This is a genomic window from Bradyrhizobium sp. 45 (assembly GCF_023073155.1).
Taxonomy (GTDB): Bacteria; Pseudomonadota; Alphaproteobacteria; order Rhizobiales; family Xanthobacteraceae; genus Bradyrhizobium; species Bradyrhizobium canariense_D.
In genome coordinates, this window is record NZ_JADPIX010000122.1 from 970,056 (window position 1) to 991,063 (window position 21,008).

18 protein-coding genes are annotated in these 21,008 nt (G+C 65.0%); 16 read left to right on the forward strand and 2 right to left on the reverse strand.

Annotated features, from left to right (window positions below; translation table 11 throughout):
* Window positions 1-4: 4 nt before the first annotated feature.
* Both IVB42_RS25065 and IVB42_RS25070 read left to right on the forward strand, forming a co-directional pair.
* The gene (locus tag IVB42_RS25065) at window positions 5-1,588 is read left to right on the forward strand and encodes an ABC transporter substrate-binding protein (protein ID WP_018453748.1); all 1,584 of its coding nucleotides are present in this window, start codon (window positions 5-7) and stop codon (window positions 1,586-1,588) included.
* Complete coding sequence (locus IVB42_RS25070) at window positions 1,585-2,958, forward strand: amidohydrolase family protein (protein ID WP_247471321.1); 1,374 nt, start codon at window positions 1,585-1,587, stop codon at window positions 2,956-2,958. Before IVB42_RS25065 ends, IVB42_RS25070 begins: the two co-directional genes overlap by 4 nt.
* On the opposite strand, the gene IVB42_RS25075 is transcribed toward IVB42_RS25070, so the two are convergent.
* Window positions 2,948-3,862, reverse strand: coding sequence for a LysR substrate-binding domain-containing protein (locus tag IVB42_RS25075; protein WP_018453750.1), 915 nt, complete (start codon window positions 3,860-3,862; stop codon window positions 2,948-2,950). The genes IVB42_RS25070 and IVB42_RS25075 overlap by 11 nt on opposite strands.
* A gap of 272 nt (window positions 3,863-4,134) precedes the next feature.
* Between IVB42_RS25075 and IVB42_RS25080 the strand changes: the two genes are divergently transcribed.
* The 10 genes from IVB42_RS25080 (at window position 4,135) to IVB42_RS25125 (ending at window position 14,043) form a co-directional block, all read left to right on the forward strand.
* Window positions 4,135-5,169, forward strand: a complete 1,035-nt coding sequence (locus IVB42_RS25080) for an ABC transporter substrate-binding protein (RefSeq protein WP_018453751.1) — start codon at window positions 4,135-4,137, stop codon at window positions 5,167-5,169.
* A gap of 23 nt (window positions 5,170-5,192) precedes the next feature.
* Window positions 5,193-6,227, forward strand: a complete 1,035-nt coding sequence (locus tag IVB42_RS25085) for an ABC transporter ATP-binding protein (RefSeq protein WP_026232591.1) — start codon at window positions 5,193-5,195, stop codon at window positions 6,225-6,227.
* Complete coding sequence (locus IVB42_RS25090) at window positions 6,224-7,099, forward strand: ABC transporter permease (protein WP_018453753.1); 876 nt, start codon at window positions 6,224-6,226, stop codon at window positions 7,097-7,099. The genes IVB42_RS25085 and IVB42_RS25090 overlap by 4 nt, the downstream gene beginning before the upstream one ends.
* Window positions 7,096-7,902 (forward strand): ABC transporter permease, encoded by an 807-nt coding sequence (locus IVB42_RS25095; protein WP_018453754.1) that lies wholly within the window; start codon window positions 7,096-7,098, stop codon window positions 7,900-7,902. The genes IVB42_RS25090 and IVB42_RS25095 overlap by 4 nt, the downstream gene beginning before the upstream one ends.
* An 8-nt stretch (window positions 7,903-7,910) precedes the next feature.
* A complete protein-coding gene (locus IVB42_RS25100; RefSeq protein ID WP_018453755.1) occupies window positions 7,911-9,047 on the forward strand; it encodes an FAD-dependent oxidoreductase in 1,137 nt (378 codons plus the stop codon).
* Window positions 9,048-9,066: 19 nt separating this feature from the next.
* Complete coding sequence (locus IVB42_RS25105) at window positions 9,067-9,363, forward strand: (2Fe-2S)-binding protein (RefSeq protein ID WP_018453756.1); 297 nt, start codon at window positions 9,067-9,069, stop codon at window positions 9,361-9,363.
* Window positions 9,360-10,778 carry a (2Fe-2S)-binding protein gene (locus IVB42_RS25110; RefSeq protein ID WP_018453757.1) on the forward strand — a complete coding sequence of 473 codons (1,419 nt, stop codon included), beginning with the start codon at window positions 9,360-9,362 and terminating at the stop codon, window positions 10,776-10,778. Before IVB42_RS25105 ends, IVB42_RS25110 begins: the two co-directional genes overlap by 4 nt.
* The gene (locus IVB42_RS25115; protein ID WP_018453758.1) at window positions 10,775-11,896 is read left to right on the forward strand and encodes an FAD-dependent oxidoreductase; all 1,122 of its coding nucleotides are present in this window, start codon (window positions 10,775-10,777) and stop codon (window positions 11,894-11,896) included. The genes IVB42_RS25110 and IVB42_RS25115 overlap by 4 nt, the downstream gene beginning before the upstream one ends.
* A gap of 14 nt (window positions 11,897-11,910) precedes the next feature.
* Window positions 11,911-12,258, forward strand: a complete 348-nt coding sequence (locus tag IVB42_RS25120) for a RidA family protein (protein ID WP_007596366.1) — start codon at window positions 11,911-11,913, stop codon at window positions 12,256-12,258.
* Window positions 12,259-12,429: 171 nt separating this feature from the next.
* On the forward strand, window positions 12,430-14,043 hold the full coding sequence (locus tag IVB42_RS25125) for an ABC-F family ATP-binding cassette domain-containing protein (protein WP_247471324.1): 1,614 nt from the start codon (window positions 12,430-12,432) through the stop codon (window positions 14,041-14,043).
* Between the two features lie 187 nt (window positions 14,044-14,230).
* Here the strand turns inward: IVB42_RS25125 and IVB42_RS25130 are convergent, their stop codons facing one another.
* The gene (locus IVB42_RS25130) at window positions 14,231-15,565 is read right to left on the reverse strand and encodes a dicarboxylate/amino acid:cation symporter (protein WP_018453760.1); all 1,335 of its coding nucleotides are present in this window, start codon (window positions 15,563-15,565) and stop codon (window positions 14,231-14,233) included.
* Between the two features lie 124 nt (window positions 15,566-15,689).
* Between IVB42_RS25130 and IVB42_RS25135 the strand changes: the two genes are divergently transcribed.
* From IVB42_RS25135 to IVB42_RS25150, 4 genes are all read left to right on the forward strand, one after another.
* Window positions 15,690-17,003: a solute carrier family 23 protein gene (locus tag IVB42_RS25135; RefSeq protein WP_247471326.1), complete on the forward strand. Its 1,314-nt coding sequence runs from the start codon at window positions 15,690-15,692 to the stop codon at window positions 17,001-17,003.
* Window positions 17,004-17,084: 81 nt separating this feature from the next.
* On the forward strand, window positions 17,085-17,921 hold the full coding sequence (locus IVB42_RS25140) for an SDR family oxidoreductase (RefSeq protein ID WP_247294038.1): 837 nt from the start codon (window positions 17,085-17,087) through the stop codon (window positions 17,919-17,921).
* Between the two features lie 52 nt (window positions 17,922-17,973).
* The gene (locus IVB42_RS25145) at window positions 17,974-18,780 is read left to right on the forward strand and encodes an NAD-dependent protein deacetylase (protein ID WP_018453763.1); all 807 of its coding nucleotides are present in this window, start codon (window positions 17,974-17,976) and stop codon (window positions 18,778-18,780) included.
* Window positions 18,781-18,921: 141 nt separating this feature from the next.
* Window positions 18,922-21,006: a hydantoinase/oxoprolinase family protein gene (locus tag IVB42_RS25150; RefSeq protein ID WP_018453764.1), complete on the forward strand. Its 2,085-nt coding sequence runs from the start codon at window positions 18,922-18,924 to the stop codon at window positions 21,004-21,006.
* The last annotated feature ends 2 nt before the right edge of the window (window positions 21,007-21,008 follow it).

Genomic DNA, 21,008 nt, shown 5'->3' on the forward strand with positions numbered 1-21,008 from the left:
TGCAATGCCCGTCTCCCGCCGTTCGCTCCTCAAGGCCGTAGCCGCGGTGCCGGCGCTGTCATTTCCGGGCATCCTGCGCGCCGAATCCCAGACCACGCTACGCTTCATTCCGGTGATCGACCTCGCCTTCGTCGATCCCATCTATTCGACGGCACAAGTGTCGCGAAACCACGGCTTCATGGTCTACGACACGCTCTACGGCATGAGCTCTTCGCTCCAGGTCTCGCCTCAGATGCTGTCGGGCCATGTCGTCTCCGGCGACCGGCTGCAATGGGACCTCAGCTTGCGCGACGGTCTGTTCTGGCACGATGGCGAGCGCGTGCTCGCCCGCGACTGCGTCGCGAGCATCCGCCGCTGGGCCGCGCGCGACGGCTTTGGCGGCGAGCTGATGGAGGCGACTGACGAGCTGTCGGCCACTGACGACCGCACCATCCGCTTCCGCCTCAAACGTCCATTCCCGCTGTTGCCGCAAGCGCTGGGCAAGGCCGCGATCAACGCGTGCTTCATGATGCCGGAGCGGCTGGCGGGCCAGGATCCGTTCAAGCCGCTCACCGAAGTGATCGGCAGCGGCCCGTTCCGCTATCTCGCCGACGAGCGCGTGCAGGGTGCGCGCAACGCGTATGCCAGGTTCGAGCGCTATCAGCCGCGCACGGACGGCAAACCGGATTGGACAGCGGGCCCGAAGATCGTGCACTACGATCGGGTGGTCTGGACCACCACGCCCGATGCCGGCACCGGCGTCGCCGCGCTGCAGACCGGGGAGCAGGACTGGCAAGAGACCACGCCACACGACCTGCTGCCGATCATCAAGGCGGCCGGCGACATCGAGACGCGGATCCTCGATCCCCGCGGTTACGCCTGCATGCTGCGCCTCAATCATCTTCAGCCACCGTTCGACAATCCTGCCGTTCGCCGCGCGCTCCTGGGGGCCATCGATCAATCCGCCTTCATGACCGCGGTGGCCGGTACCGATCCGAACTTCCAGGTCTCACCGATCGGCTATTTCGCGCCGAATACGCCGATGGCCAGCGATGTCGGCCTCGATGTCTTCCGCGGCCCGCGTGACTACGCCAAAGTGAAGGCCGATCTCAAGGCCGCGGGGTATAATGGCAAGAAGGTCGTGGTGCTCGTGCCCACCAACTCACTGGCGCAGAAGCCGCTTGGCGAGATCGCCGTCGACTCCTTGCGCAAGGCCGGCATGAACGTCGAATATGCCGGGCTCGATTTCGCCGTGGTGCTGCAACGCCAACTCAAGAAGGACCCGATCGGGCAGGGCGGCTGGAGCGCGGCGGTCGGCAACTGGCAGGGCATCGACTGGCTCAATCCGGCCGGCAACACCAATATCCGTGGTGAGGGCAAGGTCGCCGGCTGGTATGCGAGCGAGAAGATGGCCGGGCTCCGCAGCCAGTGGCTGGCGGCCTCCGAGCTCGCGGAGCAGCAGCGCATCTGCCGTGAGATCCAGGCGGTGGCTTTCCAGGAAATCCCCTATATTCCGATTGGCCTGTACAAGCAGCCGACCGCCTATCGCAAAGCCATCACCGGCATTCTCGACGGCACCGCCGTCTTCTGGAACGTACGCCCCGCATGAGCATGATCGCAATCTTCGGCAGCTATGTGCTGTCACGCAAGGACGGCGCGCAGGACGTGTTGCGCGACCATTGGGTTCTGGTCGAAGGCAAGAAGATTGCCGCGGTCACGCGCGACAAGCCGCGGGCGGACGAGGTGCATGACCGTCCCGGCCGCTTCGTTCTGCCGGGCCTGTTGAACCTGCACAATCACTGCTTCTCCGAAGCGCTGGCGCGCAGCCACACCGAGGACGGCAACGGCCGCCGCAACAATCAGAGCATCGTTTACACGGTGCTTTTGCCGCTGACCAAGCGCGGTGCAGATATCTTGTCGGCGGAAGAGCGCATGGCGGTCGCGCGGCTCGGCATCCTCCAACTCCTGAAGGGCGGCGCCACCACGGTGATGGAGCCGTTCCGCAACTCGATCCCGGAGATGTTCGATGCCGCCGAGGAGATGGGCATCCGCTTCTACGGCGCGCCCTATCTGTTCTCGACGTCGGACGCCAAGGCCGGCCCCGACGGCGTGGTGCACTATTCCGGCGATGACGGCACAGCCGACATGGCGACCTGGGATGCACTCTACCAGCGCTGGAATAATCGCGGCGACGGCCGCATCGGCCTTGCGATGAGTCCGCATGCCACCGACACCTGCGGGCCTGATCTGTTGAGGGCCTGTGCCGCGCGGGCACGCGAGCTCGGCGTGCCCGTCACGACGCATATGGCGCAGAGCCGCGCCGAGGTCGAAACCATCGGCAAGCGCTATGGCGACCGCACGCCGGCGCAATATCTCGACTGGCTCGGCCTGCTGGCGCCCGACCTGATGGCGGCACACTGCATGTTCAGCACCGATGACGATCTCAAGCTGATGGCCGCGCGCGGTATGACGGTTCTCAACTGCCCGCGCGTGTTCGCGCGCGCCGGCGTCACCGCGGCCTTCAGCCAGTTCGCGGAGCACGGCGTGCGCACGGTGGTCGGCACCGACGGCTACAACATGGACCTGCTCGGCGAGCTCAATGCGGCGTCGCTGATCTCCAAGATCACCTCGGCGCGTGCCGATGTCGCGAACGCGCCCGAGTTGATCGAGGCGAACACGGCAATCGCGGCCGATGTCATCAAGCGGCCCGATCTCGGCCGTATCGAGCCGGGCGCGACCGCCGACCTCACGATCGTCGATCTCACCCATCCGCATCTTCAGCCGCTGTTCGACCCGCGCCGCGCGCTGATCGCGCTCGCCAATCGCGCCAATATCGATCAGGTCATGGTCGACGGCCGCATGCTGGTCGATGCCGGCCGCTATCTCGGCGCCGACGAGGCGGCGATCACGGCTGCCGGCACCGCTGCGATTGGCAAGATCTGGGACCTGCCGGAGGCACAGGCGGCGTTCAACGGCTGAGGGGTGGCTCGTCGAATTCGGCGAGCGCCTTGCGTATGGTCTCGACCAGATCGAGCGCTACCGGCGAGGGGCTGCGCTGTGCCGGAAAGACCGCCGAGAATTCGAAGTCGATGCGCGGCAGGAAGCGGCGCACGACGACGCCGCGGGTGGAAAATTCCTGGGCGGTGAAGGGATCGCAGATGGCGACGCCAAGTCCTGACGACACCATGCCGCACATGATCTCCGACAGCGTGGTCTCGACCCTGAGCACGCGGCGGACATCGTGGCGATGGAAGACCTGGTCGACGAGGTGGCGGCTCGACGAGCCCGCCGACAGCGAGATGAAAGTCTCGCCCTCGAAGTCGCGGGGCTCCAGCACTTCCTTTTCCGCGAGGCGGTGACCGGTGGGCAGTACAGCCACACGCGCGGGCGCCGGCAGCTTCTGGCTCGGCAAGCCCGAATGCGCGATGGGCACCTCGGCAAAGCCGACGTCGCACTGATTGTTCAGTACCCAGTCGACCACGATCGGCGAGATCACGCCGAAGAAAGCGAGGTTGAGGTTCGGCCGCTCCCTCAGGAAGTGCCCGGTGAGCCGCGGCAAATAGCCATTCGACAATGCTGGAAGTGCCGCGATCCGCAGTGAGCCGGTGCGGCGGCCGCGGATTTCCTCGGCTGCCGCGGTGATGCGTTCGAGGCCGACGAAGGAGCGCTCGACTTCGGTGTAGAGTGCCATGGCCGCAGCGGTCGGCACGAGGCCGGTGCCGCGCCGTTCGAACAGCTCCATCTTCAACAGCGCCTGGAGGTCGCGCAGCAACCGGGAGACCGCCGGCTGCGTCACGGTCATCAGCGCCGCCGCCTCCGTCACGCTGCCGGTCAGCATCGTCGCCCGGAAAGCCTCCACCTGCCGCGAATTGATCCGGGCCATCCCCATTTCCATTCATAATATTTAGGCATGCAGAGGCTGCCATTATTCATTGGACGATGGAAGCCGGAGTTTGCGATCTTTTTCATCAGTGCTGGAGACGGCCCGCTTTTTCGGCAGATTGGAGGGGTTTAAACCTCCGGATCGCGCCAAAATTCGCCGCGCAAGGGCTGGAGCCCTAGTCGGAGAGGGATCTGCGCGGAAGGAAATGCGGAAGGTTCAGCCAACGAGACTCGTCGGCACGTCACCTCATCCCGGTATGGAGATCGGACCACATGAAGACTTTTCGCCTTCTGACAGCGGTCAGCATCGCGGCCCTCATCGCCGCCCCCTCGGTTGCCACGGCTCAGCAAAAGACGCTCTATGTCGCCGGCTATGGCGGCTCGTTCGAGAAGACCATCCGCGACGAGGTGATCCCGACTTTTGAGAAGGAGAACGGCGTCAAGGTCGAGTACGTCGCCGGCAACTCCACCGACACGCTGGCCAAGCTCCAGGCGCAGAAGGGCAACCAGCAGATCGACGTCGCCATCGTTGACGACGGCCCGATGTACCAGGCGATCCAACTCGGCTTCTGCGGCAAGCTCGATGGCCTGCCGACCGATCTCTACGACACCGCGCGCTTCAAGGACGATCGTGCGGTCGCGATCGGCATCGTCGCGACCGGCCTGATGTACAACACCAAGGTGTTTGCGGAGAAGGGCTGGGCGCCGCCGACCTCCTGGAACGATCTCAAGGACACGAAATACGCCAAGCAGCTCGTGATCCCGCCGATCAACAACACCTATGGCCTCGAAGCGCTGGTGATGCTGTCGAAGATGAATGGCGGCGGCGAGTCCAATGTCGATTCCGGCTTCAAGATCTTCAAGGAGCAGATCAATCCGAACGTGCTCGCCTATGAGCCGTCGCCGGGCAAGATGACCGAGCTGTTCCAGTCCGGGCAGGCTGTGATCGCGGTGTGGGGCACCGGCCGCGTGCAGAGCTTTGCCAATACCGGCTTCCCCGTCGATTTCGTCTATCCGAAGGAGGGCGCCGCGACGTTGCTGACGACCGCCTGTCCGATCACCAAGCCGAACGCCTCGCCGCTTGCGTCTAGCTTCGTCAAGATGCTGCTCGAACCCAAGATCCAGCTCGTGATGCTGAAGGATTACGGCTACGGCCCGGTGCTGAAATCGCTGGTGATCCCGCCCGAGCTCGGCAAGATGGCGCCGATCGGCGAGCGCGCGGCAAAGCTCTATAATCCGGACTGGACCGTCATCAACGAGAAGCGCGAGGAATGGACCAAGCGCTGGAATCGCGAGGTCGAGCGCTGATCGGTCATCCCGGAGACAGTGCGATGGCCTATCTCGAGCTCGAAGGGGTCGCCAAGCAATTCGGAGCGCAGACTGTCGTCGACGACTTCAGTCTCGCGGTCGGGAAGGGGGAGTTCGTCTCCTTTCTCGGCCCCTCCGGCTGCGGCAAGACCACGACCCTGCAGATGATCGCGGGCTTCCTCGATCCCACCCGCGGCGCGATCCGGCTGCAAGGCAAGGATCTGACCGCGATCCATCCGGCCAAACGCGGGCTCGGGATCGTGTTCCAGAGCTACGCGCTGTTTCCGCACATGACCGCGGCCGAGAATGTCGCCTTCGGGCTCGAGATGCGCAATGTGCCGCGCGGCGAACGGACCGAGCGCGTTCGCGCAGCGCTCGCGATGGTCGGGCTTGCCGGCTACGAGGATCGCCATCCGCGTCGCATGTCCGGCGGCCAGCAGCAGCGCGTGGCGCTGGCGCGCGCGCTGGTGATCAAGCCGAGCGTGCTGTTGCTCGACGAGCCGCTATCGAATCTCGACGCCAAGCTGCGCGAGGAGATGCAGATCGAGCTGCGCCAGATCCAGCGTACCATCGGCACCACCACGATCCTCGTCACCCACGACCAGAACGAGGCGATGTCGTTGTCCGACCGCATCGTGGTGATGAGCCAGGGCCGGATCGAGCAGATCGGCACGCCGCAAGAGACTTATGAGAAGCCGGCCTCGGCCTTCGTCTCGCAGTTTTTGGGAAAGACCAACGACTTTGCCGCGACGATCGATCGGACCAGTGCGCCTGGGCGATTGATTGTCGGCTCGTGGAGCGCGCCTGCGCATGTCGGGCGCAGCGGTCCCGTCACCATTAGCATTCGCCCCGAGCGGATCGACTTTGGCGACGCGGGCCTCAGCGCAAAGATCGTCACACGCATCTTCCAGGGCAATCACTGGCTGTTCCAGTGCGAGAGCGAATGCGGCCCGGCGACCGTGATCCGCCAGAATGACGGCCGGTCGCAGCCGGTCGAAGGCGAGGCCGTTCACCTCACCTGGCGGCCCGAGGACATGAGCGTGAGGGGCGTCGCATGAGCGCTTCCGCCGAGGAACGAAACGCACGCACGCCCTGGGCGCTGACGGCGCCCGCTTTGATGCTGTTCGTCGGCGTGCTCCTGATTCCGCTGGCAATGACCGTGATGCTGTCCTTCCATGATTGGGGCCAGTACAAGGGCATCGAGCCGGTCTTCATCCTCAAGAACTGGCATGAGATCGTAACCGATCCCTATTACGCCGAGATGTTCGGGCGGACGTTTCGCATCGCGATCCTGACTACGCTGCTCACCGCCGTGCTCGGTGCACCCGAAGCCTACATCCTCAACCGCATGAGCGGACGCTGGAAGAGCGTTTTTCTCCTGGTCATCCTGGGGCCGTTGCTGATTTCCGTGGTGGCGCGGACGCTCGGCTGGGCGCTGCTGTTCGGCGGCAACAACGGCCTCGTCAATAAGCTGCTGATGTCGGCCGGGCTGATCCGCGCGCCTATCCCCTTCATGTTCACCGAAACCGGCATGGTGGTCGCACTCGCGCACGTGATGATGCCGTTCATGGTGCTGTCGGTGTGGGCGGCGCTGCAGCGGCTCGATCCGCAGATCGAGAATGCCGCGATGTCGCTCGGCGCCGGCCCTGCGACCATCATCCACCGCATCATCATGCCGCAGATCATGCCGGGCGTGCTGTCTGGGGCGATCATCGTGTTCTCGCTCTCGGCCAGCGCGTTTGCGACGCCCGCCATCATCGGCGGCCGTCGACTCAAGGTCGCGGCGACGCTGGCCTATGACGAGTTCCTCAACACGCTGAACTGGCCGCTGGGGGCGGCGGTCGCCACGCTGCTGCTGGCCGCGCTGGTCTTGATCGTCGTCGGCAGCAACGCACTGATCGAGCGCCGTTACGCGGAGGTGTTCCGATGAGCCGGAATGGCCCGCTCGCGCTGATCTTCCACACCATCTTTGTCATCGTCATGGTGGCGCCGATCCTCGTCGTCTGCCTCGTTGCGTTCACGCCTGAAGGCTTCCTGTCGTTGCCGACAAACGGTTTTTCGTTGCGCTGGTTCAGGGCGATCGCCAACTATCCCGAATTCGTCCATGCTTTCTGGGTCAGCCTTGGCCTGGGCGCACTATCGTCGTTCGTCGCGCTATTATTCGCGGTACCGGCGGCGCTCGCGATCGCGCGCTATCGCTTCCGCGGCCGTGATGCGCTCGCGGCCCTCTTTCTCTCGCCGCTGATGATCCCGCATGTCGTGCTCGGCATCGCGTTCCTGCGCTTCTTCACCTCGGCCGGGATGGGCGGCAGCTTCGCCGCGCTGATCATCGCGCATGTCATCATCGTGTTTCCGTTCGCGCTACGGCTGACCCTGGCGGCGGCGACCGGCATGGACCTTTCGGTCGAGATGGCGGCGGTCTCGCTCGGTGCCGGCGGCTGGACGCTATTCCGCCGCGTGACGCTGCCGTTGATCCTGCCCGGCGTCATCAGCGGCTGGGCGCTCGCCTTCATCCAGTCCTTCGACGATCTCACCATGACCGTCTTCCTCGCGGGACCCGGCACCGAAACACTGCCGGTGCGCATGTTCCTCTACATCCAGGACAACATCGATCCGCTGGTGACGTCCGTCTCGGCCTGCGTGATCGCGATCACCATGACCGCCCTCATTCTGCTCGATCGCTTCTACGGGCTCGACCGCGTGCTCGCCGGCAAGGGCGATACAGGGCGATAGGAGAATCCATGCGAACAGATTACGACGTCGCCGTCGTCGGCGGCGGATTGCTCGGCTCCGCCATCGCCTGGGGCCTGGGAAGACTCGGCAAGAAGGTGGCCGTGCTCGACGAAGGCGACATCACCAAGCGCGCCTCACGCGCGAACTTTGCGCTGGTTTGGGTCCAGAGCAAGGGGCTCGGCATGCCAGCCTATACCGTCTGGACGGTGCAGGCGTCACAGGCGTGGAGCAGGCTCGCCTCGGAGCTGAAGCAGCAGACCGGCCTCGATGTCTCGCTTCAGCAGAACGGCGGTTTTCATCTGACGCTTGGCGAGGACGAGTTCGGTCAGCGCGCCGAGCTGGTCAAGCGCATGCACAACCAGACGGGTGCCGCCGATTACAAGATGGAGATGCTGCCGGCATCCGAGGTGAAGAAGGCGCTGCCGCTGATCGGGCCCGAGGTCTCCGGCGGCAGTTATTGTCCACTCGACGGTCACGTCAATTCGCTGCGCACGTTTCGTGCGTTCCACACCGGCTTCAAGGCATTCGGCATCGACTATCTTCCGGAGCGCCCGGTCTCGGCGATCAGCAGGAGCAGCGGCGAATTCTGCCTGACGACGCCGCAGGGCGAGCTCCGTGCCGCCAAGATCGTGCTCGCCGCCGGCAATGCTAACCAGACCCTGGCGCCGATGGTCGGTCTCCACGCCCCGATGGGCCCGACCCGCGGCCAGATCGTGGTGACCGAGCGCACCATGCCCTTTCTGCCGCATCCGCTGACCACGATCCGCCAGACCGACGAGGGCACGGTGATGATCGGCGACAGCAAGGAAGACGAGCTCGACGATCGCGCGCTGAAGCACTCGATCAGCGCCGTGATGACGGATCGCGCCCAGCGCATGTTTCCGCATCTCGCGCGGCTCAACGTGGTCCGGAGCTGGGCCGGCATCCGCGTCATGCCGCAGGACGGCTTTCCGATCTACGACCAGTCGGAGACGCATCCCGGTGCCTTCGTCGCCTGCTGCCACTCCGGGGTGACACTCGCCTCCAACCACGCCTTCGAGATCGCGCGGATGGTTGCGCAAGGCGCGCTCGAGCCCGAGCTGGTCGGCGCGTTCTCGGCCAGCCGTTTTGGCGCCGCCGGTGCCGCGAACAACAGCGGCTACTAGGGACATTGAAGGAGCCAGGATGTTCAAACGATCCGAGCAGGACAAGCGGCCAGCGGTGCAAATCTTCGTCGATGGCGTTGCCGTCGCGGCGCGGCAGGGCGACACCGTCTCCGCCGCGCTGCTGGCCTCGAGCTGCGATGCACGCCGTTCGACCGCAGTCAGCGGGGCGCTGCGTTTGCCCTATTGCATGATGGGCGTGTGCTTCGATTGCCTCGTCACCATCGATGGCGTCGGCAACCGACAGGGCTGCCTGGTGCCGGTCACCGACGGCATGCAGATCGAGATTCAGAAGGGCAAGCGGGAGATCGGGAAATGACTGTGGCTCCCAAGCGCGAAGAATATGACGTCGTGGTGATCGGGGCCGGGCCTGCCGGCCTTGCCGCCGCCGCGACGGCCGCCGAAGCCGGCCTGTCCACGCTGCTGCTCGACGAGAATATCGGCCCCGGAGGCCAGGTGTTTCGTGCCATCGCCTCGACGCCGGTGACCGACCGCAGCCAGCTCGGTGAGGACTATTGGGTCGGTACCGATCTCGTGCAGGCGCTACGCGCAGGCAACGCGGAGGTCATTCAGCGCGCAACGGTCTGGAGCCTCGATCGCAATCTCGATATCGCCGTCTCGGTCGGCGGCGCGTCCGCCTTCGTCAAGGCCAGGCGCGTGATCCTCGCGACCGGCGCGCTGGAGCGGCCGTTTCCGATTCCCGGGTGGACGCTTCCGGGCGTGATGACCGCGGGCGCCGCGCAGACCATGTTGAAAACATCGGCCCTGGTGCCGGATGGCCGCACGGTGATCGCGGGGCAGGGGCCGCTGCTCTGGCTGCTCGCCGCGCAGATCTTGCGTCTCGGCGGTCGCATCGATCGCATTCTCGACACCACCGAGCGCGGAAACTATTTCGCCGCACTCCCCCACGCTTTCGCTTTCCTGACCTCGCCGTATTTCGCCAAGGGCTTGTCGATGATGCGCGAGGTGAAGGCGAAGGTGCAGGTCGTCTCAGGTGTCAGCGAGCTTGCTGCCTCTGGTGACGGCCAACTCGCGAACGTCAGCTATGTCGCCGGCGGCAAACGCGAGACCGTCCTTGCGGATCTCTTGCTGCTGCACCAGGGCGTCGTGCCCAACGTCAATCTGGCGATGGCGGCCGGAATCGAGCATCGCTGGGATGATTTGCAATTGTGCTGGTCTCCGGTGCTGGATGCCAGCGGCAATTCGTCGGTCGCCGGCATTGCGATTGCTGGCGACGGCGCCGGCATCGGCGGGGCGAACGCAGCCGTAGTGCGCGGCCGCATCGCGGCACGCGCGGCAGTGGAGGCGTTGGCGCCTGCGGCTGCAAAAAAATCTGCGCCGATGGCGAGCCTCCGCGCCGATCTCGCCAAGGCCGAACGTGGTCGCGTTTTTCTCGACACGCTGTTCCGGCCGGCGCCGCAGTTTCGCATTCCCGCAGGCGACACCATCGTCTGTCGCTGTGAGGAGGTCACCGCAAAGGATATTCTCGACGCCGTCGCGATCGGCGCGACCGGGCCGAACCAGCTCAAGGCCTACCGCCGCACCGGCATGGGGCCGTGCCAGGGCCGGCTCTGCGGCCTCACCGTCACCGAGCTGATGGCGCAGGCGCGGGGCAAGAGCCCGCAGGAGATTGGCTATTACCGGCTGCGCGCGCCGGTCAAGCCGATCACGCTCGCCGAGCTCGCCGCCGTTCCGAAGAGCGCAGACGACATCAAGGCGGTGGTGCGCGGATGACGAAAAACGTGGATGCGATCGTCGTCGGCGGCGGCATCCACGGGTGCTCGACCGCGCTATATCTGTGTCTCGCCGGCCTCAAGCCGGTGCTGATCGAGAAGGACTATGCCGGCCGGCACGCTTCCGGTGTCAACGCCGGCGGCGTGCGCCAGCTTGCGCGGCACATCCCCGAAATCCCGCTTTCGATCCGCTCGATGGGTATCTGGGAGAAGATCACCGATCTCCTCGACGACGATTGCAGCTTTGAGAGCTATGGCCAGGTCCTCGTCGCCGAGAACGAAGAGGAACTCGCGGTCTGCCGCGCACGTGTGGCCGAGCTCAACGCGCTCGGCTTCACCCACGAAGAGCTGATCGATGCCGCAGAGCTGCGGCGCCTCGTGCCGGCGGTGGCCGAGACCTGTCCCGGCGGCGTGGTCTCGCGCCGCGACGGTGCGGCCAATCCCGCGCAGGCGACGACGGCGTTCCGTCGCAAGGCGGAGCAACTAGGTGCGACCGTGCGCGAGGGCATTGCCGCCACGAATATCCGGCACACCGATGGTCTCTGGCATGTCGATGTCGGCGCCGAGAGCTTTGCCGCGCCGGTGCTCGTCAATGCCGCCGGCGCCTGGGCCGGGACCATCGCAGCCGCGCTCGGTGAGCCCGTTCCGGTCGAGACGGTGGCGCCGATGTTGATGATCACCTCGCGCGTGCCGCATTTCATCGATCCGGTCGTGATCCTGCGCGGCCGCAAGCTGTCCTTCAAGCAATTCAAGAACGGCACGGTGCTGATCGGCGGCGGCCATTTGGCTACGCCCCATCAGGATCGCAACGAGACGGTGTTGGACTGGAAAAGCCTCGCGACCAGCGCCCGCACCGTGTTCGAGCTGTTCCCGGTCATGCGCGACGCGACGATCATGCGGGCCTGGGCCGGCATCGAGGCCAAGACCAAGGACGATCTGCCCGTGTTTGGACCGAGCAGCCGGCACAAGGGCCTCTATCACCAATTCGGTTTTTCGCTGCACGGTTTCCAGCTCGGCCCCGGCGCGGGCGCCGTCATGGCGGAGCTGATCGTCAACGGCGGCACCCAGACCCGCATCGGCGATCTCGGCATCGACCGTTTCCACCCCTCCACGCTCTAGCAAAAGAGGACATCATGAGCATTACCCGCAGCATCCGCACGCCCATCATGCACCGCGCCGTCGAAGCCAACGGCTTCGTCTTCATTGGCGGCACCATCGCCGACGACACCTCTGTGTCGATGGGCGAGCAGACCCGCAACATCCTCGGCAAGATCGCCGGCTATCTGAAGGAAGCGGGCACCGACAAGTCGCGCGTCGTGAGCACCTCGATCTTCGTCACGGACCTTTCCAAGAAGAAGGAGATGGACGCGGTCTGGACCGAGTTCTTCGGCGACAATCTGCCGACCCGCGCCACCGTCGGCGTCGCCGATCTCGGCGGCAGCGCGCTGATCGAGGTCGTGGTCACCGCGCTCAAGGGTTGATCGCGCGGGCCTGCGGCGGACGTCGGCGCTCCGCGCGCCGTCGTTCCTCAGAGCCTCGCCTTGATCTCGCCCTTCGATGGGATTAGTTAGAGAGCCCTCAAACAGGATATTCGAGATCCATGGATTTGACCCCGACCGCAAAGCCGACCTGCCTTGCTCACGGGGAATTCCATGCCTGCTTCCATCATCCTGTCCAACCTGTCGCTGTCCTCGCCTGACGGCCGCTCTCTTTTTTCCAATATCGATCTGACGTTGGGCGCCGAGCGGACCGGCCTCGTCGGCCGCAACGGCGTCGGGAAGACGACGCTGCTTGCGTCGATTTCGCGAGAGCACATTCCTCAATCGGGGCGCGTTGCTATCAACGGAACCGTTGGTCTGTTGCGCCAGGACGTCCAGCCCCTTGCGGGCGCGAAGGTGATCGACCTGTTCGGTGCGCGAGCCGCGCTCGATGTGCTTCGCCGTGCCGAGCGCGGGGATGCCTTGGCCGAGGAGGTTTCCGAGGTCGATTGGACCCTCGAAACACGGCTTACGTCCGCCCTTGCGCGTGTCGGGTTCGACGTCGCTCCGGAGATCGAGCTCGACCGCCTGTCGGGCGGGCAGGTCACGCGGGTTCGTCTGGCCGCGCTGATCTTTGCGGAGCCAGACTTCCTGCTGCTCGACGAGCCCACCAACAATCTCGATCGGGAGGGGCGCAAGGCGGTGATCGATTTCCTTGCGTCTTGGCGCGGTGGGGCGATCGTCGTCAGCCACGATCGGAGCCTGCTCGAAACCATGGATGCGATCGTCGAGCTGAGGTCGCTCGGAGCTACGCGATACGGCGGCAATTGGAGCAGTTATTGCGAGCAGAAAGCCGTTGCGCTCGCGGCTGTCAGGCACGACCTCGCGCATGCCCAGAGGCGCCTGTCCGAGATCGACGGGAAAGCGCAGGAGGCCGCGGAGAGGAAAGCGCGCAAGGACGGCGGGGGCAAGAAGAAGCGCGCCAAGGGCGACATGCCGCGCATCCTGGCCGGCGCACGCAAGGACCGTAGCGAAGACACCGGCGGCAAGACCGCGCAGATCGCCGAGCGGCGGCGTGCGGATGCGCTTGAGGCCCTTGATACGGCGCGCCGGCGCATCGAGATTCTTCAGCCGCTGTCGGTGAAGCTGCCCTCGACCCGGCTGCCAGCGGGCAGGGAGGTGGTTTGGCTCGATTGCGTCAGCGCCGGCTATCGGCCGGACCGGGAAGTCTTGCGCGATCTATCGCTCGCGATCGTTGGTCCGGAGCGCCTGGCAATTGTCGGACCCAACGGTTCCGGCAAGACGACGCTGCTGAAACTCGTCGCCGGCGAACTACGTCCGCTCTCCGGCACCATGCGGGTCAGGCCGGATCTTGCGCTGTTCGATCAGAAGGCCAGCCTGCTCGATCCCGCGGTCTCCATCCTGGATAACTTCAGGCGCTTCCATCCGAAGGCGGGTGCAAATGAATGCCATGCGGCGCTGGCCCGGTTCATGTTTCGAGCCGATGCCGCCTTGCAGATTGCGGGACATTTGAGCGGCGGGCAGATGTTTCGTGCAGGCCTTGCCTGCGTGCTGGGCGGAGCGATGCCGCCGTCGCTGCTGATCCTCGACGAGCCGACCAATCATCTGGACATCGAATCCATCGAAGCCGTCGAAGCGGGCTTGAGGGCCTATGACGGCGCGCTGCTCGTCGTCAGTCATGATGAGGCGTTTTTGCAGGCGATCGGGATTACCCGACGGCTCGATCTTGCTGCCCCGAGGCAGCGCGCCGGTTGCAGGATCATTTGATCCCGCTTTGCGGTTCGGCACGACGACAATTTTCAAAAACCCGACGCCCTGCCCCCAGCGCGTCGGGTGGAAAAAGATGAGTATCAATCCGTGATCCCAACGCAGCAGTTGTGACTCGCGTCGCTCCAATTTACCACTCCGGGAAACTACCGCGTTGGAACCGGACGCCGCCCAACCTGCGCGCGGCCTAGGAGGCGGCGCTGCCGCCCGGTTCGAGCGCCTCACCCATCTCCAGCGGATGGGCCATGGTCTCGTGCAGCGCATCGCGGTCGAGCTCGCCTTCGGAGATGCTGATGACGACACAGGCGACGCCGTTGCCGATCAGATTGGTCAGCGCGCGGCACTCGCTCATGAACTTGTCGATGCCGACCAGGATCGCAATCGACTGGATCGGGATGTCGGGCACGATCGAGAGCGTCGCCGCCAGCGTGATGAAGCCCGCCCCCGTCACGCCAGAGGCGCCCTTCGAGGTGATCATGGCGATGCCGAGAATGCCGAGCTCCTGCCAGATGGTCAGATGGGTATTGGTCGCCTGCGCCAGGAACAGCGTTGCCAGCGTCATGTAGATGTTGGTGCCGTCGAGGTTGAAGCTGTAACCGGTCGGAATGACGAGGCCGACCACCGAACGCGAGGCGCCGAGATGCTCCATCTTCTGGATCATCTGCGGCAGCACCGTTTCTGATGACGAGGTGCCGAGCACGATCAGCAGCTCGTCCTTGATGTAGGCGATGAAACGCAAGATCGAGAAGCCGGCGAGCCGCGCGATTGCGCCGAGCACGACCACCACGAACAGGATGCTGGTGAGATAGAACGTGCCGATCAGGGCCGCGAGGTTGAGCAGCGAACCGAGGCCGTAGGCACCGACGGTGAACGCCATCGCGCCGAACGCTCCGATCGGGGCGACGCGCACGATGATGCGGATGATGCCGAAGAACATCTTTGCGGCCTTGTCGATCGCCTCCGCAATGGGCTCGCCGGCCTTGCCGAGGAACGCGATGGCGAAGCCCGACAGGATCGAGATCAGTAGCACCTGCAACAGATCGCCGCGTGCGATGGCGCCCAGATAGCTGTCGGGGATGATCGCCATCAGATGGGCGACGATGCCTTCTTCCTTGGCCTTGGTGACGTAGGTCGCCACCGATTTCGGGTCGATCGTGGCGGGATCGATGTTGAAGCCGTGCCCGGGCTGGAGCACCTCGCCGACCAGCAGGCCGACCGCGAGCGCCACGGTCGAGACCGTCTCGAAATAGATCAGCGACTTCAGCCCGACCCGACCGACGCGCTTGAGGTCGCCCATCGAGGAGATGCCGTGCACCACGGTGCAGAAGATCACCGGCGCGATCATCATCTTGATCAGCGCGATGAAACCGTCGCCGAGCGGCTTCAGGGCCTTGCCGAGATCGGGATAGAAATAGCCGACGAGCACCCCGAGTGCGATCGCGATCAGCACCTGAATGTAGAGGATCTTGTACCAGGGCTGGTGCCGGCGGTGGACGGCTGGCTGGATCGCAATGTGTGTCATAGAATAGGCCCCGGACGTATTGATCTTGTTTGATTTGCATCATGTGATGGCCGCTGCAGAAGCGACAATCACATTTTTATCTGTTCGCACGAAGATCTGTCGCTGCACCGCAACTGGGAGGAACATGCCGATTGCAACGGGCTCCGATGAGCGAGCGCAAGGCTATTTTCCGCGTTGGATTCTGAAGTCCTCCGGCGTGATCATGCCCGAGCAGCGGCTGCCGCTTGGCCAGACCGTCGTCTCCGGTCTCCAGCATTGCGTCGCAATGTCGGGCTCGACGATCATCGCGCCGCTGCTGATGGGGTTCGATCCCAATGTTGCGGTGCTGTTTTCCGGCATCGGCACGCTGATCTTCTTCGTCATCGTCGCGGGGCGCGTGCCGAGCTACCTCGGCTCGAGCTTCGCGTTCATCGCGGTCGTGATCGCCGCCACAGGCTATGCCGGGCACGGGCCGAACCCGAACCTGTCGGTTGCGCTTGGCGGCATCGTAGGAGCCGGCGTCCTCTACGGCCTGATCGCGCTGGTCGTGATGTGGTCGGGGGTTGGCTGGATCGAGAAGCTGTTGCCGCCGGTCGTCACCGGCGCTGTGGTCGCCGCGATCGGCCTCAACCTCGCGCCGGTGGCGGTCAAGGCAGTGAGCGCCAATGCGTTCGACACAGGAATCGGGCTCGCGACCGTTCTGATCATCGGCGTGGTTGCCGTTGGCGCGCCTGGCCTGTGGCGCCGCCTGCCGATCATTCTCGGCGCGATCGGCGGATATCTTTTGTACCTGCTGTTCGCGAACGGCCTCGGCTTCGGCAGGCCGATCGACTTCACGCAAGTTTCGGCTGCGTCGTGGATCGGCCTGCCGAGTCTTACCACGCCGACCTTCCAGGCCGATGCAATCGTCCTGATCGCGCCGGTCGCGATCATTCTCGTCGCCGAGAACCTCGGTCACATCAAGGCCGTCGGCGCCATGACGGGCCGGAGCCTCGATGACTATCTCGGCCGCGCCTTGCTTGCCGACAGCCTCGCGACCATGGTGGCCGCCTGCGGCGGCGGCACCGGCGTCACCACCTATGCCGAAAACATCGGCGTCATGGCGGCGACGAAGGTCTATTCGACCTTGCTGTTTGCCTTCGCGGCGATGGTGTCGATCGTGCTCGGCTTCTCGCCGAAATTCGGCGCGCTGGTCCTGTCGATCCCGGGTCCCGTCATCGGTGGGCTCTCGATCGTGCTGTTCGGGTTGATCGCCGCAATGGCCGGCCGGATCTGGGTCGAGAACAAGGTCGACTTCTCAAGTCCGGCAAACCTGATCACCGTCGCGGTCGCGCTCACCGCAGGCGCCGGCGACCTCACGCTCAAATTCGGCGCCTTCACGATCGGCGGGATCGGCACCGCAACCTTGGGCGCCATCATCCTGTACCAGATCCTGACTTCGCGACTGGCTCGCCGCTAGGAGTGAATCCCAGCGGTGCGCCGACGGATGGAACAAAACGCCGGTTCCCTCCATGTTGATGTGTCCCCCCGGAGAAGAACGATGCCACATATCGACCGCTCGACCACCTTTTCTTCGCGCCTCGTCGGCCAATACGCGCTGGTGACGGGCGCCTCGCAAGGCATCGGCCGCGCCGTCGCCATTCGGCTTGCCCAGGAAGGCGCGACCGTCGCCATCAACTATGTCGATCATCCGGAAAAGGCAGAGGAGGTGCTCGCGTCCGCGCGTACGGCATCGAGCGATCGCGGCCACGGCAAGCTCGACCATATCGTCGTCAGGGCCGACGTCAGCAACGAGCAGGACGTAGCCGCGATGTTCGAGACGATCCTGGCGCGCTGGAAGCGTCTCGACTGCCTGGTCAACAATGCGGGCTTCCAGCGGGAATCGCCGAGCGAGGCGCTCGACATCGACACCTATCGCCGCATCATCGACGTCAATCTCAACGGCGCCGTGCTCTGCGCCCAGAAGGCGCTCGCGCATTTCGTTGCGCGCGGCGCAGGCGGCAGCATCATCAATTGCTCCAGCGTCCACCAGATCATCCCGAAACCCGGCTACCTCGCCTATTCCATCAGCAAGGGCGGCATGGCCAATCTGACACGCACGCTGGCACTCGAATTCGCCGGCCGCGGCATTCGCGTCAATGCGGTCGGTCCAGGCGCGATCGACACCCCAATCAACGCGGCCTGGACCGGCGATCCGGAAAAGCGCGGTGTGGTCACCAGCCACATTCCGCTCGGCCGTGTCGGCACGCCGGAGGAGATCGCCGGCGTGTTCGCCTTCCTCGCCTCGGATGAGGCCAGCTACATCACGGGGCAGACCATCTATGCGTGCGGAGGTCTGACGCTGTTTCCCGAATTCCGCGAGAACTGGGCAAGCTAGCGGGCTTCCTCGCCATCTGGCAAAACCGGCCTGCGCAGACTACATCTGCGTCATGGCAAATCATCCGCTCCGCGATTTCGTCGGACGGCACGAAAATCTGTTCGTGCTGACCGGCGCTGGCTGCAGCACCAATTCGGGCATCCCCGATTATCGCGACAGTCACGGCAACTGGAAGCGGACCCAGCCGGTGAACTTCCAGGCTTTCATGTCGGAAGAGCATACGCGTCGGCGCTATTGGGCGCGCAGCCTGATCGGCTGGCGGCGGTTCGGCCAGGCGAGGCCGAACGATGCGCATCACGCGCTCGCCCGGCTCGAGGCGAGCGGGCGTTGCGGAATGCTGCTGACCCAGAACGTCGACCGGCTGCATCAATCCGCCGGCCACCGCCAGGTGATCGACCTGCACGGCCGGCTCGATCTGGTCCGCTGCATGGGCTGCGGTCAAAAGACCCCGCGGAGCGAATTCCAGAAGACGCTCGGCCACGCCAATGCGGAATGGTTGACGCTCGACGCGGCCGATGCGCCCGACGGCGATGCGGACCTGGAGCATGCGGATTTTTCGTCGTTCAAGGTGCCGGCCTGCGAATCCTGCGGCGGCATCCTCAAGCCCGACGTCGTGTTCTTCGGCGAGACCGTCCCGCGCGACGTGGTCGTGACCGCGCAGGATCATCTGGCGCAGGCGGACGCCATGCTCATCGTCGGCTCGTCACTGATGGTCTATTCCGGTTTCCGCTTTGTGCAGGCGGCCGCGCAACGGCAAATCCCGATCGCTGCGGTCAATCTCGGACGCACCCGCGCCGATGATCTCCTCACGCTGAAGGTCGAGGAGCGCTGCGAAGCGGCGCTTGCATTCCTGCTCTGATCGCGCGGCCTGCGAACACGCCTTGCCTATTGCATGGGTGCCAAGCAGAATAGCTGGACGGCAGCATGTTCCTGTCATCCATGGCATGGAAATTGCTGCGCTTTTGTCCTCGGTCTTGACGATCAGCACGGAGAGTTTGGAATGCTTGAGGGAGCCGAGGTGCGGCTTGCCGTCGATATCGGTGGCACGTTCACCGACATCGTGCTGGACGTGGGCGAGGTGCGCAAGACGCGCAAATTGCTGACGACGCCGCAGCGGCCGGAAGAGGCGGTGCTGGACGGCATGCGGCTCATTCTCGCTGATGCGCGCGCCTATATCAGCGACATCGACGTCTTCATTCACGGCACGACGCTCGCGACCAACGCCATCATCGAGCGTCGCGGCGCCAAGACGGCGTTGATCGCGACCGAGGGCTTTCGCGACGTGCTCGATATCGGCACCGAGAGCCGCTACGACCAGTATGACCTCTCCATCGACAAGCCGAAGCCGCTGGCGCCGCGATCTTTGCGCTTCACCGTGCCCGAGCGCATCGACGCGCATGGCGCCGTCCGCCTCCCGTTGGACGAAGCGGCGGTGCGCGCGCTCGCGCCAAGATTGCGCGCGCTGAACGTCGAGAGCGTCGCAATCGCGTTCCTGCACTCCTACGCCAATCCCGAGCACGAGCGCCGCACGGCCGCGATCATCAGTGAGGAGATGCCCGGCATTTCCGTGACCGTATCGTCCGCGGTGTGCCCGGAGATCCGCGAATATGAGCGCACATCGACTGCAGTGGCCAACGCCTATGTGCAGCCGCTAATCGATGGTTATCTCGCTCGCATGTCCGACGCCTTGCAGGTCGAGCAGTACCGCGGCGCGATCTATCTCGTCACCTCCGGCGGCGGTGTCACCTCGATCGAGACGGCGCGGCGCTTTCCGGTGCGCCTCGTCGAATCCGGTCCTGCCGGCGGCGCCATTTTCGCGGCGCAGATCGCGGCGCGTCTCGGCGAGAGCAAGGTGCTGTCCTTCGATATGGGCGGTACCACGGCAAAGATCTGTCTGATCGAAAAATACCAGCCCGAGACCTCGCGCGTGTTCGAGGTCGATCGCGCAGCGCGCTTCCTGAAAGGTTCGGGTCTGCCGGTGCGGATTCCCGTGATCGAGATGGTCGAGATCGGCGCCGGCGGCGGCTCGATCGCCCATGTCGATGCGATGAAGCGCGTCACGGTCGGTCCTGAGAGTGCCTCGTCGGAGCCCGGGCCCGCCTGCTACGGCCGCGGCGGCCTGCGCCCGGCCGTGACGGATGCCGACGTCGCGCTCGGCATGATCGATCCGGACGACTTCGCGGGTGGCACGATCAAGCTCGACCCTGAACTCTCGAAGCAGGCGCTGCTGCGCAGCGTCGGCGAGCCGCTGGGTCTGTCGGCAGAGACTGCGGCCTATGCCGTGCACGAGGTCGTCTGCGAGAACATGGCGAGCGCGGCGCGCGTGCATGCGGTCGAGCGCGGTGAGATTGTCGGTCAGCACACGCTGATCGCCTTCGGCGGCGCGGCGCCTCTGCATGCGGCGCGCGTCGCCGAGAAGATCGGTGTCTCCCGCGTGATCGTTCCTTCCAATGCCGGCGTCGGCTCGGCCGTTGGCTTCCTCGCGGCTCCGATCGCCTACGAGCTGGTGCGCAGCCGTCATGTGCGGCTCGACGATTTCGACACCGAAGGGGTCTCCGATCTGCTCCAGGAGATGGTGACCGAAGCGCGTGCGCTGGTCGAGACGGGTGCGGCAGGCGCGCCGGTCCGCGAGCGCCGCGCGGCCTTCATGCGCTATGTCGGTCAAGGCCATGAGATCTCGATCGAACTGCCGAACCGGCGGCTGGCGACGGCCGATCTGGCCGGCCTGCGTCAGAAGTTCGAGGCGGATTATGCGGTGATGTTCGAGCGGCCGATCCCGGGTGCGGCGATCGAGGTCTTGAGCTGGTCGGTGCTTGCGACGACCGAGGCGCGCAATCCGCCTATTGTCGCGGCCGTTACGCGCAAGCCCGCCGGGAAGGCGACCGGCAGCCGCAAGTTCTTCGATGGCCGGGTCGGGGAGGTGATCGAGATCCCGCTCTATCGCCGCGAGGACATGGCGCCAGGCGCGACGATTGCAGGTCCCGCCGTGATCGCGGAGGACGAGACCTCGACGTTCGTCTCCAACAGTTTTGATGCCCATATCGACGGTGCCGGCAGCATCGTCATGGAACGGAAGGCGGCCTGATC